Source organism: Streptomyces sp. NPDC005863, from assembly GCF_042871345.1.
GTDB lineage: Bacteria > Actinomycetota > Actinomycetes > Streptomycetales > Streptomycetaceae > Streptomyces.
Genome location: NZ_JBIAII010000007.1, coordinates 192,159 through 208,558 on the forward strand (window position 1 = coordinate 192,159; position 16,400 = coordinate 208,558).

16 protein-coding genes are annotated in these 16,400 nt (G+C 68.9%); 9 read left to right on the forward strand and 7 right to left on the reverse strand.

What is annotated here, in order from left to right:
• Positions 1-23: 23 nt before the first annotated feature.
• Together dnaN and dnaA are read right to left on the reverse strand one after the other, a co-directional pair.
• Entirely contained in the window at positions 24-1,154 is a 1,131-nt protein-coding gene (gene dnaN, locus ACFYO9_RS24655; RefSeq protein ID WP_355812149.1) for a DNA polymerase III subunit beta, read from the reverse strand.
• 943 nt (positions 1,155-2,097) lie between these two features.
• Positions 2,098-3,999: a chromosomal replication initiator protein DnaA gene (gene dnaA / locus ACFYO9_RS24660; protein ID WP_358778430.1), complete on the reverse strand. Its 1,902-nt coding sequence runs from the start codon at positions 3,997-3,999 to the stop codon at positions 2,098-2,100.
• Between the two features lie 367 nt (positions 4,000-4,366).
• On the opposite strand from dnaA, the gene rpmH reads away from it, so the two are divergent.
• From rpmH to ACFYO9_RS24705, 9 genes are all read left to right on the forward strand, one after another.
• Positions 4,367-4,504, forward strand: a complete 138-nt coding sequence (gene rpmH / locus ACFYO9_RS24665) for a 50S ribosomal protein L34 (protein ID WP_006381191.1) — start codon at positions 4,367-4,369, stop codon at positions 4,502-4,504.
• Between the two features lie 21 nt (positions 4,505-4,525).
• Positions 4,526-4,897: a ribonuclease P protein component gene (rnpA, locus tag ACFYO9_RS24670; protein WP_355812142.1), complete on the forward strand. Its 372-nt coding sequence runs from the start codon at positions 4,526-4,528 to the stop codon at positions 4,895-4,897.
• Positions 4,894-5,250 (forward strand): membrane protein insertion efficiency factor YidD, encoded by a 357-nt coding sequence (yidD, locus tag ACFYO9_RS24675; protein ID WP_355812139.1) that lies wholly within the window; start codon positions 4,894-4,896, stop codon positions 5,248-5,250. The genes rnpA and yidD overlap by 4 nt, the downstream gene beginning before the upstream one ends.
• 3 nt (positions 5,251-5,253) lie before the next feature.
• Positions 5,254-6,570: a membrane protein insertase YidC gene (yidC, locus tag ACFYO9_RS24680; RefSeq protein ID WP_355812136.1), complete on the forward strand. Its 1,317-nt coding sequence runs from the start codon at positions 5,254-5,256 to the stop codon at positions 6,568-6,570.
• Between the two features lie 14 nt (positions 6,571-6,584).
• Positions 6,585-7,100, forward strand: coding sequence for a R3H domain-containing nucleic acid-binding protein (locus tag ACFYO9_RS24685; protein ID WP_358778431.1), 516 nt, complete (start codon positions 6,585-6,587; stop codon positions 7,098-7,100).
• Positions 7,101-7,200: 100 nt separating this feature from the next.
• Positions 7,201-7,917, forward strand: a complete 717-nt coding sequence (gene rsmG / locus ACFYO9_RS24690; RefSeq protein WP_358710011.1) for a 16S rRNA (guanine(527)-N(7))-methyltransferase RsmG — start codon at positions 7,201-7,203, stop codon at positions 7,915-7,917.
• 299 nt (positions 7,918-8,216) lie between these two features.
• A complete protein-coding gene (locus tag ACFYO9_RS24695; RefSeq protein ID WP_355812127.1) occupies positions 8,217-9,293 on the forward strand; it encodes a ParA family protein in 1,077 nt (358 codons plus the stop codon).
• Positions 9,290-10,420, forward strand: coding sequence for a ParB/RepB/Spo0J family partition protein (locus ACFYO9_RS24700; protein ID WP_358778432.1), 1,131 nt, complete (start codon positions 9,290-9,292; stop codon positions 10,418-10,420). The genes ACFYO9_RS24695 and ACFYO9_RS24700 overlap by 4 nt, the downstream gene beginning before the upstream one ends.
• Before the next feature lie 162 nt (positions 10,421-10,582).
• On the forward strand, positions 10,583-11,200 hold the full coding sequence (locus tag ACFYO9_RS24705; RefSeq protein WP_358778433.1) for a GNAT family N-acetyltransferase: 618 nt from the start codon (positions 10,583-10,585) through the stop codon (positions 11,198-11,200).
• An 87-nt stretch (positions 11,201-11,287) separates the two neighbouring features.
• Here the strand turns inward: ACFYO9_RS24705 and trxA are convergent, their stop codons facing one another.
• The 5 genes from trxA to ACFYO9_RS24730 form a co-directional block, all read right to left on the reverse strand.
• The gene (trxA, locus tag ACFYO9_RS24710) at positions 11,288-11,617 is read right to left on the reverse strand and encodes a thioredoxin (protein ID WP_358778434.1); all 330 of its coding nucleotides are present in this window, start codon (positions 11,615-11,617) and stop codon (positions 11,288-11,290) included.
• 50 nt (positions 11,618-11,667) lie between these two features.
• The gene (gene trxB / locus ACFYO9_RS24715; protein ID WP_355812114.1) at positions 11,668-12,645 is read right to left on the reverse strand and encodes a thioredoxin-disulfide reductase; all 978 of its coding nucleotides are present in this window, start codon (positions 12,643-12,645) and stop codon (positions 11,668-11,670) included.
• A 214-nt stretch (positions 12,646-12,859) separates the two neighbouring features.
• Positions 12,860-13,810, reverse strand: a complete 951-nt coding sequence (locus ACFYO9_RS24720) for a zf-HC2 domain-containing protein (RefSeq protein ID WP_355812111.1) — start codon at positions 13,808-13,810, stop codon at positions 12,860-12,862.
• Complete coding sequence (sigM, locus tag ACFYO9_RS24725) at positions 13,807-14,526, reverse strand: RNA polymerase sigma factor SigM (RefSeq protein ID WP_388666602.1); 720 nt, start codon at positions 14,524-14,526, stop codon at positions 13,807-13,809. Before sigM ends, ACFYO9_RS24720 begins: the two co-directional genes overlap by 4 nt.
• A 64-nt stretch (positions 14,527-14,590) precedes the next feature.
• The gene (locus ACFYO9_RS24730; RefSeq protein ID WP_358778436.1) at positions 14,591-16,303 is read right to left on the reverse strand and encodes a protein kinase family protein; all 1,713 of its coding nucleotides are present in this window, start codon (positions 16,301-16,303) and stop codon (positions 14,591-14,593) included.
• Positions 16,304-16,400 lie beyond the last annotated feature (97 nt).

Below are 16,400 nucleotides of genomic sequence, written 5' to 3' on the forward strand. Positions count from 1 at the left end.
GACGCACGCGCACACCTGTGGGCTCAGCCGCTCAGACGTACCGGCATGATCAGGTACTTGTAGGCGTCGTCGGCCTCCGCGTCGATGGCCGGCCTGCCGCTGAGCAGCGCGGGCTTCGTCGACGTGGTGAACGACAGCTGGGCGACCGGCGAGTCGATCGCGCTGAGGCCGTCGAGCAGGAACGTCGGGTTGAAGGCGATCGAGACGTCGTCGCCCTCGAGCTGCGCGTCGACCCTCTCCACAGCCTGTGCGTCGTCGCTGGAGCCGGCCTCCAGGATCAGCACGCCCTGCTCGAAGCTGAGCCGCACCGGAGTGTTCCGCTCGGCCACCAGGGCCACGCGCTTCACGGCCTCGACGAACGGGGCGGTCTCGATGACCGCGATCGAGTTGAACTCCGTGGGGAAGAGCGTCTTGTACTTCGGCAGGTCGCCCTCAAGGAGACGCGTCGTCGTACGCCGCCCGGCGCCCTCGAAGCCGATCAGACCCTCGCCGGCGCCCGAGCCGGACAGGGCCAGGGTGACCGTGTCGCCGCTCGTGAGGGCCTTGGCGGTGTCCAGGAGCGTCTTGGCGGGCACCAGGGCCACGGCGGACGCCTCGGGGTTCTCCGGCTTCCACAGGAACTCACGGACCGCGAAGCGGTAGCGGTCGGTGGAGGCCAGGGTGACCGTGTCGCCCTCGATCTCGATGCGCACACCGGTCAGCACCGGCAGCGTGTCGTCGCGGCCCGCGGCGATGGCCACCTGGGAGGCGGCCGAGGCGAAGACCTCACCGGGGACGGTGCCCGTGGCGGTCGGCATCTGCGGCAGCGCGGGGTACTCCTCCACAGGAAGCGTGTGGAGTGTGAACCGCGAGGAGCCGCAGACCACCGTCGCCCGTACACCGTCTGTGGAAATCTCCACCGGACGGTTGGGGAGCGCGCGGCAGATGTCCGCGAGCAGGCGGCCCGACACGAGGACGGTGCCTTCCTCGTCGATCTCCGCGTCCACCGAGACGCGCGCCGAGACCTCGTAGTCGAAGCTCGACAGGCTCAGAGCGCCTTCCTCGGCCTTCAGCAGCAGGCCCGCGAGGACGGGCGCGGGCGGCCGGGCCGGGAGGCTGCGCGCCGCCCAGGCCACTGCCTCCGCGAGTACGTCGCGTTCAACCCGGATCTTCACCGTTAGCCGACCTCCTGCTGTTGCTGGCTGCTCTCGCCCGCTGGGCCTGTGGCCCTCGTCGTCTGACTCGGTGTCTCTCAGCCATGCCGTGGGAAGGACACCGGGGACCAGTCTGACGCACCGCGCTGACAGTCGGTGCCTGTCGGGGTCAAGTCGTGCCGAGCGGTGTCGGAGCTCCGGAGCGAGAGTTGTGCACAGCCCCCACTTCGAAACCATTTCCCCGGTCTCTCTAGTTGGGAGTAGTAGTAGGGGCTGTGGAAACCGTGGATAACCGCGAAAGCGCAGGTCAGTGCCGGTTTTTTATCCACTGACCCTGTGGGCGGAGCCGGTGGACAACCGGTGGTTTCTGTGGACGGCCGAAAGTTCTGCACACCCGATGCACAGGGAGGGGCCACTTCTCCCCAGCTCTGTCCCCAGCTTTACCCGGCTTCCCCACAGGCCAACCGACCACCTTGGTGTGACGCCTTTCACTCGACCCGGTGAGAGGGCGCGTTGCGTTGCCGAACAGTGGACAGCCGTGTGGAGAAGCTGGGGAAAGCTGGGGACAACGAGCTCCAGCCTGTGGGCCGCCGGTGGACAACTTCATGCACAGCCTGTGGACGAAATTTTCCTCCACAGCCTGTGGAGAGTCTTCGTCCACGAATCCACAGCCACCTGACCTGGCTTGATGATCCCTCAGCAGAGCCGCCTGTGGACAGCGTCTGGACAACTTCTGGGTCCCCAGGGTGTGGAGGGAAAAAAGTACGCACATCTGTGGAGAACAGCCGTATGAGCAGGGGAAATCGAACAGCGGGAGGCCGTCGTACGACGTCTCTGTACGGATCCCGGCGGGCGTAACGGCTCCCCGCGGCCTGCGAAACGGCCTCCACGCGCGCGTGGACGACGAAAAAGGGCGCCCCAGGAGTTGTCCCGGGACGCCCTCAGCGAAGTGACGCGGCCGCTGTCAGCCGTTCTTGATGCGGTTGGTGAGCTCGGTGACCTGGTTGTAGATGGAGCGGCGCTCGGCCATCAGCGCGCGGATCTTGCGGTCGGCGTGCATGACGGTCGTGTGGTCACGGCCGCCGAACTGCGCGCCGATCTTCGGCAGGGAGAGGTCGGTCAGCTCCCGGCACAGATACATGGCGATCTGGCGGGCCGTCACCAGGACGCGGCTGCGCGAGGATCCGCACAGGTCGTCCACCGTCAGGCCGAAGTAGTCGGCGGTCGCCGCCATGATGGCCGTCGCGGTGATCTCCGGAGCCGCGTCCTCGCCGCCCGGGATCAGGTCCTTCAGGACGATCTCGGTGAGCCCCAGGTCCACCGGCTGCCGGTTCAGCGACGCGAACGCGGTGACTCTGATCAGCGCGCCCTCCAGCTCACGGATGTTCCGCGAGATCCGGGACGCGATGAACTCGAGCACCTCCGGCGGCGCGTTCAACTGCTCCTGCACCGCCTTCTTGCGAAGGATCGCGATGCGCGTCTCCAGCTCCGGCGGCTGGACGTCGGTGATCAGACCCCACTCGAAGCGGTTGCGCAGCCGGTCCTCCAGCGTGACCAGCTGCTTGGGCGGCCGGTCGCTGGAGAGCACGATCTGCTTGTTCGCGTTGTGGAGCGTATTGAAGGTGTGGAAGAACTCCTCCTGCGTCGACTCCTTGTCCGCGAGGAACTGGATGTCGTCGACGAGCAGGATGTCCATCTCGCGGTAGCGCTTGCGGAAGCTGTCGCCCTTGCCGTCGCGGATGGAGTTGATGAACTCGTTGGTGAACTCCTCCGAGCTCACGTAGCGCACGCGCGTGCCGGGATACAGGCTGCGGGCGTAGTGCCCGATCGCGTGCAGCAGGTGCGTCTTGCCGAGTCCCGACTCCCCGTAGATGAAGAGGGGGTTGTACGCCTTCGCCGGCGCCTCGGCGACGGCGACCGCGGCCGCGTGGGCGAAACGGTTCGACGCACCGATGACGAAGGTGTCGAAGAGGTACTTCGGGTTGAGGCGCGCGGTGGGCTCACCGGGCCCCGTCGCGGGCGCCGGCTGCGCGGCGAGCGGGCCGGGGGCGCCGCTGGACGAGGTGGGTCCGACCGGGCCGCCCCGGTGCACGCCGTGGCCGCCGTGGGTGCCGTGACCGCCGCCCCGGTGGCCGCCGGGCGGCTCCGACATGTCGTGGCGCTCGCGCCGGTCGTGCTGCTCGGAGCGCTGCTGCTCGTAGCGCTCCTGCGGCGGCTGCGAGCGGTAGTCGTGCTGCGGCTGCTGGACCGGGTTCGCGTACGGGTCGCGGTCGGGGAAGCCGAGCCGCGGCTGCTGCCAGCCGTAGTCGTCCTGCTGCTGAGGCTGCTGCTGCGGCCAGGCGCCGGGAGCGGGGCGCTGGTAGTCGGGGTAGGCCGGGCGCGCGGTCGGCAGCTGCTCGGACCGGGACCCGCCCTGGTGCTCGTCCGCGGGACGGCGTCCGTAGGTGTCGTACGCCTCGTGCCCCTGCCCGGAGGCGGGCGGCAGCTCGGGCTCTTCGTAGCGCTGCTGATGCTGCTGGTGTGACTGCTGTTGCTGGGGGGCCTGGTGTTGAGGCGCCTGGTGCTGGACGGGCGGGCCCGGGGGCTCGCCGACGGAGTCGTCGACCGTGATGGCGATACGGATCGGACGGCCGCACTCGCGGCTCAGGGTCTCGCTGACGACGGGGGCGAGGCGCCCCTCCAGTACGCCCTTGGCGAATTCGTTCGGTACGGCGAGCAGCGCGGTGTCGGCGACGAGCGCCAGGGGCTGGCAGCTCCGCAGCCACCGCTCGTCCTTCGCCTCCACGCCCTGCCCGCGGCCCTCACCCAGCAGATGTTCCAGAACTCGTGGCCACACTGCGGCAAGATCGGCAGGTACGTCAGCCACAGGGCACGCTCTCTCACGGGGTCCCACGAACGTGTGGTTCTCGGGACGGAAATCGGGATGGGGAGAAGGAAGGGAACGAATCGGAGTTCCGTCACGGTAGTCAGGGCGACGGGTACGGTTCAAGTTGTTGTCCACAGGCTGTGCACAGTGTCTCCCCTCGACAGCCGGTTTGACCGGATGGCGCAGCCCCGCGTACCGTGACCAGGTCGAGTTGTCGATGGCTGCTGCCGCCTGCCTCCGATGGGCAAAGATCACGATCTGTGATTGTGAAGCGGTGCACTCGGTGCGTATTCGCGAGCTTCTCGTGGGCGCACGGTGACAGCCAGGCGATGTCCCGCCACCACACGATCATTTCTGGAGCCCCCGAGTGAGCAAGCGCACCTTCCAGCCGAACAACCGTCGCCGCGCCAAGACCCACGGCTTCCGCCTGCGGATGCGCACCCGCGCCGGCCGCGCGATTCTTGCGAACCGTCGTGGCAAGGGTCGCGCCAGCCTGTCCGCCTGATCTCAGTCAGGTCATGACGTCGTGCTGCCTACCGAGCATCGGCTGAGGCGGCGCGAAGACTTCGCGACCGCGGTACGCCGAGGACGCCGGGCCGGACGCCCGCTTCTCGTCGTCCATCTACGCAGCGGCGCAACGGACCCGCACGTGCCAGGGGAGAGCCATCCCCCGACACGTGCGGGTTTCGTCGTCAGCAAGGCCGTGGGCGGAGCGGTCGTACGCAACGCCGTGAAGCGCAGACTCCGTCATCTGATGCGCGACCGGGTGGCCGAGCTGCCCCCCGGTAGCCTGGTAGTAGTACGAGCGCTGCCCGGAGCGGGCGACGCCGACCATGCACAGCTGGCCCGAGACCTGGATGCCGCCTTGGAGCGGCTGCTGGGAGGGGGCGCGCGATGAAGTACCCGCTGCTGGCTCTGATCAAGCTGTACCAGTGGACGATCAGTCCACTGCTCGGCCCGGTGTGCAAGTACTACCCGTCGTGTTCTCGCTACGGCTACCTGGCCATCGACCGGCACGGTGCGATCAAGGGAACGGCGCTCACTGCCTGGCGCATCCTGCGGTGCAATCCGTGGTCGCTCGGTGGCGTCGACCATGTTCCGCCGCGCAAGCGTCCGCGGTGGCACGAGATGCTGCGCGCCGCCTGGCGCGAACGCAAGGGCGGGCCCTCCGCCGCAGGCGCCCCGACCGGGGAAGTCCCCCCTGGAACGGCCGCCGAGACCGAGACCCCGTCCCATGCTCAAGGAGCCTGATTAGTGGACACGATTGCCAGTCTCTTCAGCTTTATCACGACACCAGTTTCGTGGGTCATCGTCCAGTTCCACTCGGTGTACGGGAAGATCTTCGGTCCCGACACGGGCTGGGCCTGGGGCCTGTCCATCGTGTCCCTGGTGATCCTGATCCGGATCTGCCTGATCCCGCTCTTCGTGAAGCAGATCAAGGCGACTCGGGCGATGCAGACGCTGCAGCCCGAGATGAAGAAGATCCAGGAGCGCTACAAGAGCGACAAGCAGCGCCAGTCCGAAGAGATGATGAAGCTGTACAAGGAGTCGGGTACCAACCCGCTCTCCTCGTGTCTTCCCATCCTGGCGCAGTCGCCGTTCTTCTTCGCGCTGTACCACGTGCTCAACGGCATCGCGACCGGCAAGACGATCGGCGTCATCGACGACCAGCTCCTGGAGAGCGCGCGTAAGGCGCACATCGTCGGTGCCCCGCTGGCCGCGAAGTTCACCGACAACGCGGACAAGGTCGCCTCCCTCGGCGCCACCCTCACCGATGTCCGGGTCGTCACCGCGATCATGATCATCATGATGTCGGCGTCGCAGTTCTTCACGCAGCGCCAGCTGATGACGAAGAACGTCGACACAACGGTCAAGACGCCGTTCATGCAGCAGCAGAAGATGCTGATGTACGTCTTCCCGGTCATGTTCGCCGTCTTCGGCATCAACTTCCCGGTCGGTGTCCTCGTCTACTGGCTGACCACCAACGTGTGGACCATGGGTCAGCAGATGTTCGTGATCCGCCGTAACCCCACCCCCGGCTCCAAGGCCCAGGCCGCCTTCCTGGAGCGTCTGCAGAAGCAGATCACGCACACCAAGAAGGTGCGGGGGCGCGGCAACACGAACATCATCAAGGCGATCGTCGCCAAGGGCCGCGACCGCAACGAGTTCGAGCGCAAGTTCATCAACGGTCTGACCAAGGCGGGCCTCGCGGCCCAGGCCGACGGCACCGTGGTGGAGAGCGACACCACCGTCCTCACCGAGACCGAGGACGGCACGCCCGGCGGCCCGGGCGCCCCGAAGCGCCAGCAGCCCAAGCGCCAGAGCAAGTCCAAGCGCCAGACCGCCACGACGCAGGCGGCGGGCGCCACCAAGGCGGACGTCTCCTCCGAGACGAAGCCTTCGCTGGAGAAGACCGCGGCCGAGCCCGAGGACGCTTCCCCCAAGACCAAGCCGGCCGGTGACACCACCAAGCAGGGCAACCAGCCTGGCGCCGGTCAGCGCAGCCGAGCCAAGTCGGGACAGCAGCGCAAGGGCCAGCAGCGGCCCAAGCACCCGTCCTCCAAGAAGTAGAAGGAGCCCATCCAGTGACGGAAGGCACCACCACCTCCGCCGCAGCCGAGGTCGGCGACACCCTCTCCCGCCTCGAGCAGGAGGGCGAGATCGCCGCGGACTACCTCGAGGGTCTGCTTGACATCGCCGACCTCGACGGCGACATCGACATGGACGTCGAGGCCGACCGGGCCGCTGTCTCGATCATCAGCGACAGCGACGGCCGCGATCTGCAGAAGCTCGTCGGCCGCGACGGTGAGGTCCTGGAGGCCCTGCAGGAGCTCACGCGTCTCGCCGTCCACCGTGAGACGGGTGACCGCAGCCGCCTGATGCTGGACATCGCGGGCTACCGCGCCCAGAAGCGCGAGGAGCTCTCGGAGCTGGGCGCCAAGGCCGCGGCCGACGTGAAGAGCTCCGGTGAGCCCGCCAAGCTCGACCCGATGACGCCTTTCGAGCGCAAGGTCGTGCATGACGCGGTCAAGGCCGCCGGCCTGCGCAGCGAGTCCGAGGGCGAGGAGCCGCAGCGCTTCGTCGTCGTTCTCCCTGCCTGATCGGCACAGCGTTCTCCGGCCCCGTCTGTTCGCAGGCGGGGCCGATCTTTGTCAGCCTGATAGTCAGCCACCCCCAGTGCGGTACGGAAGGACGGCCCCCGTGACGGAGGCAGCGGAGCTCCCCCCGGCGCCCGAAGAGGCCCGGACGGTATTCGGTGATCGCTTCTCGGACGCGGTCCGGTACGCGGAACTGCTGGCCGACGCGGGAGTGCAGCGAGGCCTGATCGGCCCCCGCGAAGTGCCACGGCTGTGGGAGCGGCATCTGCTGAACTGCGCGGTGCTCTCCGAGGTGGTGCCCGAGGGCGTCACCGTGTGCGACGTCGGCTCGGGCGCCGGGCTGCCCGGCATCCCCCTGGCCCTGGTCCGCCCGGACCTGAAGATCACGCTCCTGGAGCCGCTGCTGCGGCGCACGAACTTCCTCACCGAGGTCGTCGAGCTGCTCGGCCTCGACCACGTCACGGTGGTGCGGGGCCGCGCCGAGGAAGTCCTCGGCAAGCTGCCTCCCGTCCACGTCGTGACCGCGCGAGCCGTCGCACCGCTGGACCGCCTTGCGGCCTGGGGTGTCCCGCTGCTCCGCCCGTACGGAGAGATGCTGCTCCTCAAGGGCGACACGGCCGAGGAAGAGGTCAAGGCGGCGGGCGCCGCGCTGAGCAAGCTGGGCGCGGTGGACATCTCGGTGCTGCAGGTCGGCGAGGGCGTGGTGGACCCACAGTCCACGGTCGTACGGGTCGAGGTCGGAGAGAGCCCCGGCGGCGTGCGCTTCGCAGCGAAGCGAGCCAAGGCGGCCCGCACCGGCCGCACGCGCCGACGCCGCTGAGGCGCGCCGCCCGGCGCTCCCAAGCCGGCGTCGCTGATCCGTCCTGACGACGAGCCGTACTCCACACAAGCTGCCAAACGTACGCATACCGGGGTGTCGCACCAGCGGCACCCCGGCTGCCGTGCATCGTGTTTCACGTGAAACGTCGCTCACTGCTGCATGGCATCATCAGTCGCGGCCGCGCTGCGGAACCTCGCGACCGCCGGCCACTCGGTTCCCTCGATAAGGGGACGGAGTTTTCCACAGAGGTGGATTCGTCCACAGAAGACCGGGCCTCGCTGGTTCATGACCCTCAAAGCATGGGAGGCTCTGTTCATTGCGAGCCTGATGTCGAGGAGAGTGAATCCTTGCGGTCCGACGCCAACATCGCGGGACCGATGACCGATCCGGTCCCCGGTCCCCGTACCGAGTCGGCGGGGGAGGATGTTTCACGTGAAACACCGACCCCGATGGACGACACACCCATCGGTCGTGCTGCCCAACTGGCAGTAGAAGCACTCGGCCGTGCAGGCGAAGGCCTGCCGCGCCCCGAGCAGACCCGCGTCATGGTGGTCGCCAACCAGAAGGGCGGGGTGGGCAAGACGACGACGACCGTCAATCTCGCCGCCTCGCTCGCTCTGCACGGCGCCCGCGTCCTGGTGATCGACCTGGACCCGCAGGGCAACGCCTCCACGGCTCTCGGTATCGACCATCACGCCGAAGTGCCGTCCATCTACGATGTGCTGGTGGAGAGCAAGCCGCTCTCCGACGTCGTACAGCCGGTGTCCGATGTCGAGGGACTCTTCTGCGCCCCGGCCACCATCGATCTCGCCGGTGCGGAGATCGAGCTGGTGTCGCTGGTGGCGCGGGAGAGCCGGTTGCAGCGGGCGATCCAGGCGTACGAACAGCCGCTGGACTACATCCTCATCGACTGCCCGCCCTCCCTGGGCCTGTTGACGGTCAACGCCCTGGTGGCCGGCGCGGAGGTGCTGATCCCCATCCAGTGTGAGTATTACGCGCTGGAAGGGCTCGGTCAGCTCCTGAGGAACGTCGATCTGGTCCGCGGGCACCTGAACCCGAACCTGCATGTGTCGACGATCCTGCTCACCATGTACGACGGCAGGACCCGGCTCGCCTCCCAGGTGGCGGACGAGGTGCGCAGCCACTTCGGCGAGGAGGTCCTGCGGACGAGCATTCCGCGGTCGGTCCGTATCTCCGAAGCGCCGAGCTACGGCCAGACGGTGCTCACCTACGACCCGGGGTCGAGCGGGGCCCTCTCCTACTTCGAAGCGGCACGAGAAATCGCGCTGCGCGGGGTCGGAGTGCGCTACGACGCCCAGCACGCCCACGTGGGCGCCCAGAACGACCAGCACAGCATGACGGAGGGGATGCAGTGAGCGAGCGACGGAGGGGACTGGGCCGAGGCCTCGGCGCCCTGATCCCTGCAGCCCCGACGGAGAGGCAGCCCTCACCGAGTGCGGGCGGAGCCTCGGCTTCCCCCTCGGCGGTGCCGGTGCTGACGGCCGAGCGTGGAGTGGCGGCCGCGAAGGTGACGGCGCTCCCCCAGAGCCCTGTTTCACGTGAAACGGCCGAGCCGCCTCGCCAGGCCGCGGAGGCACCGGCGGAGGACCAGACGGTCGCCGGGGCGTACTTCGCCGAGCTGCCGCTGGACTCCATCACACCCAACCCGCAGCAGCCACGTGTGGTGTTCGACGAGGACGCACTCGCCGAGCTGGTGACCTCCATCAAGGAGGTCGGGCTCCTCCAGCCGGTCGTCGTCCGGCAGTTGGGCCCCGCGCGCTATGAGCTCATCATGGGTGAGCGGCGCTGGCGGGCCTGCCGGGAGGCAGGCCTGGAGCGGATCCCCGCCATCGTGCGGGCCACGGAGGACGAGAAGCTCCTCCTGGACGCGCTGCTCGAGAACCTGCACCGCGCCCAGCTGAACCCGCTGGAAGAGGCCGCGGCCTACGACCAGTTGCTCAAGGACTTCAACTGCACGCACGATCAGCTGGCGGACCGCATCGGCCGGTCCCGTCCGCAGGTCTCCAACACGCTGCGGCTGCTGAAGCTCTCGCCGGCCGTGCAGCGCCGGGTCGCCGCCGGAGTCCTCTCCGCGGGGCACGCCCGAGCGCTGCTCTCCGTCGAGGACTCGGAGGAGCAGGACCGGCTGGCGCACCGCATCGTGGCCGAAGGGCTGTCGGTGCGCGCCGTCGAGGAGATCGTGACGCTCATGGGGTCCCGGCCGCAGAGCGCCCCGAAGGCCAAGGGGCCGCGCGCCGGAGCCCGCGTCTCGCCGGCGCTGACCAGTCTCGCCACCCGCCTCTCGGACCGGTTCGAGACGCGGGTCCGGGTGGACCTGGGCCAGAAGAAGGGGAAGATCGTCGTTGACTTCGCCTCTCTGGAAGACCTGGAGCGCATCCTCAGCACGCTGGCCCCGGAAGAGGGACCGGTGCTGAAGAACGGACTGGCCGAGGCCGACGCGGACGACACCCCCGAGGGCACGTCCGGGGACAAGGAAGCCTGAGCCGCAGAGCCCGGCACCGCGAGAGCGGGCCGTGTCCGGTCTGTACCGGAACACGGCCCGCTCTTTGCTTTCCTACGGTTTCGGTGCAATCACATCGTCGATACGATGCGTGCGGGTATGGCGGCCGAAACGGGCGGCCGAGGGAAATGAGGAATCGCGTTCATGGGGCGTCGGCTCGTACCGCTCACACTGGACAACCTCCCGGATCTCCCCGAGCGGTGCCGCACGTGTGTCTTCTGGGAGCTGGACCCGGTCAGCGGCCAGGCCGCGGTCAAGGCCGGAACCCCGGAGCTGGAGAAGGAATCGTGGATCTCCGCCGTCCTCCTGGAGTGGGGATCCTGCGGCCGCGTGGTCTATGTCGACGACATGCCGGTGGGCTTCGTGCTCTACGCGCCGCCGGCGTATGTGCCGCGCTCCACGGCCTTCCCCACGAGCCCGGTCGCCCCGGACGCCGTGCAGTTGATGACCGCTTGGATCATGCCGGGCTACCAGGGTCAGGGGCTGGGCCGGGTGATGGTCCAGACGGTGGCGAAGGATCTGCTGCGCAGGGGCTTCAAGGCGATCGAGGCCTTCGGGGACGCGCGCTGGGAGAAGCCGGCGTGTCTGCTGCCCGCCGATCACCTGCTGGCGGTGGGTTTCAAGACGGTCCGCCCCCACCTTGCCTATCCACGGCTGCGGCTCGAACTGCGCACGACGCTCTCCTGGAAGGAGGACGTCGAGCTGGCGCTCGACCGACTGCTGGGTGCGGTCCAGAAGGAACCCGCACTCCGACCGCTATGAGCCGGGCGACCGCGTAGCCGAACGACGAATGGACCAGCCCCCGGAGGGACTGGTCCATTCGTGTTTCACGTGAAACATCGTCGCTGATTACTCGGCGATGAAGTCCTCGAGGTCGCGGACGATCGCGGCCTTCGGCTTGGCACCGACGATGGTCTTGGCGACCTCGCCGCCCTGGTAGACGTTCAGGGTCGGGATCGACATGACGCCGTACTTGGCGGCGGTGCCCGGGTTCTCGTCGATGTTGAGCTTGACGACCTCGATCTTGTCGCCGTGCTCAGCGGCGATGGCCTCGAGGGACGGGGCGATCTGACGGCACGGGCCGCACCAGGCGGCCCAGAAGTCCACCAGGACGGGCTTGTCGCTCTTGAGAACGTCTTCCTCGAAGGAGGCGTCCGTCACGTTCTTCAGGTTGGCCACTGCGGGCTCCTCATTTCTCGGGATGGTGCACGGGAGGGGGGAGGGAGGGGTCAGACGCTGGCGGTCGGGGTCTTCTCGGGCTCCGCCGCCTCGGCGTCGGAGAGCGCCGCCAGGAAACGTTCGGCGTCGAGAGCGGCCGAGCAGCCGGTGCCGGCCGCCGTGATGGCCTGACGGTAGGTGTGGTCGACGACGTCACCGGCGCCGAAGACACCGGTCAGGTTCGTCCGGGTGGACGGCGCCTCGACCTTCAGGTACCCCTCGTCGTCCAGCTCGAGCTGGCCCTTGAAGAGCTCGGTGCGCGGGTCGTGGCCGATCGCGATGAACAGACCCGTCACCGGCAGCGCAGACGTCTCGCCCGTCTTCAGGTTGCGCAGCGTCAGACCCTCGAGCTTCGGGTCACCCTTGATCTCGGCGATCTCGCTGTCCCAGATGAACGAGATCTTCGGGTCGGCGAAGGCGCGCTCCTGCATCGCCTTGGAGGCGCGCAGGGTGTCGCGGCGGTGCACGATCGTCACGGACTTGGCGAAGCGCGAGAGGAAGGTGGCCTCCTCCATCGCGGTGTCGCCGCCGCCGATCACGGCGATGTCCTGGTCCTTGAAGAAGAACCCGTCACAGGTGGCGCACCAGGAGACACCGCGGCCGGAGAGGGCGTCCTCGTTCGGCAGGCCCAGCTTGCGGTGCTGGGAGCCGGTGGTGACGATGACGGCCTTCGCGCGGTGCACGGTGCCCGCGGTGTCCGTCACGGTCTTGATCTCACCGCTGAGGTCGACGGCGACGACGTCGTCGGGCACGAGCTCGGCGCCGAAGCGCTCGGCCTGGGCCCGCATGTTGTCCATGAGCTCGGGGCCCATGACGCCGTCCTGGAAGCCGGGGAAGTTCTCCACCTCGGTGGTGTTCATCAGCGCACCGCCGGCGGTGACGGCGCCCTCGAACACCAGCGGCTTCAGCGACGCGCGCGCGGTGTAGAGCGCCGCCGTGTAGCCGGCGGGCCCGGAGCCGATGATGATCACGTTACGGACGTCGGTCACGGCTTGATTCCTCGTCTCTGGGGACTGCTGCGTACTGCTGGCGGGGTACCTGTATCAGGACTCTCACCCCACCCAACGGATCCTACGGGGCGTGCATTCCCCGACACGTCCGCGCGCACGGGAGCGGGCGAGGAGGGAGAGTGCCATGCGCCACAAGACCGCTGGCAGCAGCGTTGAGTACCCGCAGAACGGCGCGAGGAAAACCCCGGGGACGTCAGCCCTGCGGGTAAGCGTGTGTCACGAGGACCTTGCCCGCGGACGGCGAAGACGTGCCCACACAGGCGGCATCGACGACATACGCGGAGACCATGTCGCTGTCGGAGTCATGGGGCACCACGACGAGGTAGGCGCGCTTGCCCTCGTACGAGCCCTCCTCAGCGGCGAGCGGAGTCCTGTCGCCGATGCCGCGCTGGATGCACTCCGGAACCTCGACCGCTCGCAGCGTGGAGTCCATCTTGGGCGACTGCGGGCTGGAGCGGGGAGCGAAGGACGGCGTCGATGCCTCAGACTTCCCCGGGGACTTCTTGGCGTGGTTCTTGTCGAGGAGGTCGGCGACGCGGCCCTTGAGCTCTTTCCCGGAGAAGGCCTCCGCGGAGTTCGGCCGTTTCGATGCGGACGCGGGCGTCCCGCCGGGGTCACTCCCCATGGTCTGTGTCAGCAGGGTGCCGAGGCCGATGGCGGCCGCGGTGAAGACGGCGCCGAGTACCGCGGTGCGTCGGCGGGTGCCCCGCAGCCGGCCTCCGCGCCCCGGGCCGGTGGCCGCACGGGAATGACCGGCGGGGCGGTCGGTGGCGGTCCCGGAGAGCGCGGGGGCGGTCGTTGTTTCACGTGAAACATGCGCGCTCGCGGATGCCGAGCCCACGGCCACGGGCTCGGGGACCGCGTCGGCGGGAATGCCGTCGGCGGTCGTGGAGTCCAGCAGTGCCTCGGCCGCCAGCGCGGCATCGATGCGCCCGGCCACGTCATCCGGCATGCGCGGCGGGCCCGGCAGGGTGCCGAGCAGGCCACGGATCTCCTCCAGTGAGGCGTGGACGTCGGCGCAGAGCTCACAGCCGGCCAGATGGCTCCGCACCTCGCTGGTACGCGACGGAGAGAGCAGACCCTCGGTCAGGTCGGAGATCTCGGCGACGTCCGGATGCCCTGCCGAGTCGGTCGTGGTTGTCACGCTCGCCCACCTCCGCCCTTCACAGCAGCTGAATCGCTCGTTCCCGTATCCCGTGGTCCTGCTGCCGGTGGGACGGATGGCTCCTGCGTCCGGTTCCTTCCGGCGTCGGGCTTCTTGCTCTGTCCGTCGCCCGCGGCGCCGCCGTCGTCTCCGTTGCCCGGAGGCGGCTCCGTCCGCAGGTGGCTGAGGAGCGGCAGCAGTCTGGCTCTGCCGCGAGCGCAGCGGCTCTTGACCGTGCCGGTGGGGACGTCGAGCACATCGGCGGCCTCGGCCACCGGATAACCCTGCATGTCGACCAGGACGAGCGCGGCCCGTTGTTCGGGCGGGAGGGTGCCGAGCGCCTCCACGAGTTCCCGGTGCAGGTCGCCGCGCTCCACCGGCGCGGCGGCGGACTCCTCCGGCTCCAGGAGCTGCTCGAGACGTTCGGCGTCATCGATCGGGGAGGTCTTGCGGGAGGCTGCCTTGCGCGCCCGGTCGAGACAGGCGTTCACGGTGATGCGGTGCAGCCACGTCGTCACGGCCGACTGCCCCCGGAAGGTGTGGGCCGCGCGGTAGGCGGAGACCAGCGCGTCCTGCACCGCGTCGGCCGCCTCCTCGCGGTCCCCGAGGGTGCGCAGCGCCACGGCCCAGAGCCGGTCGCGGTGGCGCCGCACGATCTCGCCGAAGGCGTCCTTGTCGCCCGCGACATGGCGGGCGAGGAGGTCCTTGTCACTCATGTCGCCGTGAGCGGTGCCGTCCACCGTCGAACCCCCTCCCCCCGTGAGCCGTGGTGGGCCGTCTCTAGCCCTTGAGCTTCACGTCCGTGATCGCCTGCTTGTACCCCGCCCGGTAATACCCGTCGGCACCGGAACGCGGAACCGCAGTCATCCAGAGGAGCACGTACTGCGACTTCACGGGCTTCTTCGCCTTGATCTTCAGGGTCTGGCCCGACGTGGTGCCAGTGCCGATCTTCTTCATGGAGGCGACATTTGTCGAGGGCGTCAGGGAGTCCGCGGCGTACAGCTCGACCGTGGTGTGGTCACCGCCGTAGTGAAGGGCTATCGACGCCTCGGAGACGTTCTGTTCCGAACCGAGGTCGTAGACGATACCGACACCCGGCTTGTACGGGGCGAGCCTCGGGCCCTCATTGAAGGTCTTGGTCCGCCAGAGCGAGGACCCGTCGGAGTCGTAGGTGTTGCCGACGTCTCCCGGTGCCTGAGCCCCGCCCGACGCGACGAACTCCTGGGCGCCCTTGATCGCGATCGGCTTGGCGGGCTTGGGCTGGCCCTTCTCGCCGCTCTCGTTGGTGTGGGTGGTGCCGGGGTCGCCGGAGTTCTCGCGGTCCATCAGAGCGTCCGCCAGCTGCCAGCTGCCCAGTCCGAGCGCGGCGATGAGCAGGGCGGAGACGCCCCACTTGAGCACCTTGCCGGTTCGGCTCTGCAGCGGAGGCGGGGGCGTGGGCACCGGCTGCGTGACGCCCGGGTGGGCCTGGGTGCGGCCGTACGTGCCCTGTTGGTACGTGGTGTGCTGGTACTCCGGCGGTGCGGTGAACGCGGGCTCCGGCGGGCGGATGCGGGGCATCTCGCCGATCGCCTTCACCAGCTCCTCGGGAGTCGTGCACGGAGGGTCCTGGCGGGACGCGGTCGCACCGTCGTTGACGAGCGCGCGCATGGCGAGCTCCGACAGGCCGCGGTGGATGCCGGCGCGCACCTGGTCGGGGGCGATGAGGCCGACGTCCTTGGGCAGCCCGGAGAGGCCGTACGCGTCCTCCTCGTACGGCCAGCGCTGGGTCAGCGAGGCGTACAGGAGAGCGCCGATCGCCTCGGTGTCCGTGCGCTGGGGGGTCTCGGAGCTGATGCCGCGCAGGGCGGCGTTCACCGCGAGGCCGCGGATGCGGTACTGGCCGGTCGAGGTGCGCAGGATCGCGCCCGGGGTCAGCCGCAGATGGGCCAGCCCCTCGCGGTGCGCGGCGGCCATGGCCTGCGAGACCTGGCTGACGAGCTGGTAGGCGTCGTGGGCCTCCAGTGGGCTCGCGGCGAGGAGCGCGGTCAGCTCCGTGGCGTCCGGGAGCCATTCGTGGACCACGTAGACGAGGTCGTTCTCCTCGACCGCGTCCAGGACCTGCACGAAACGCGGGTCGCCGAGCAGCGCCGAGGAACGGGCCGCGGCGAGGACCGAGCGGGCCCTCGGATGGTCGGCGGGCAGCAGGTGCACGCCGACGGCACGCCGGAGCTTCTCGTCGACAGCACGCCAACTGCTGAAACCGTCCAGACGGGTGACGCACTCCTCGAGCCGATAGCGTCTGGCGAGCTTGTGGCCACTGTGCAGTTCGGGGGGTGAGGAGGCCCCGCGGCTCGTGGACTTGTCGTTGTCCGCCCCGTCTTCGTCTGCTGCCGTGTCCCGCTCCCGGGTCTGGGCCACCCCGTCGGCCGTGGCCTGCTCCGCCTTCGCGGTCAGCGGCTCGTCGCCGCTGTTGTCTGCCACGTCGACGGCAGCCGTGCTCCGTTCCGCCACCGTCGTTCCTGCCTCCCCATCCATTGCGTTACGTCGGACGCCAAAGCCAATTGTGCCCACAGTCTGGTGCTATGCACGACACACGGTGGTCGACGAT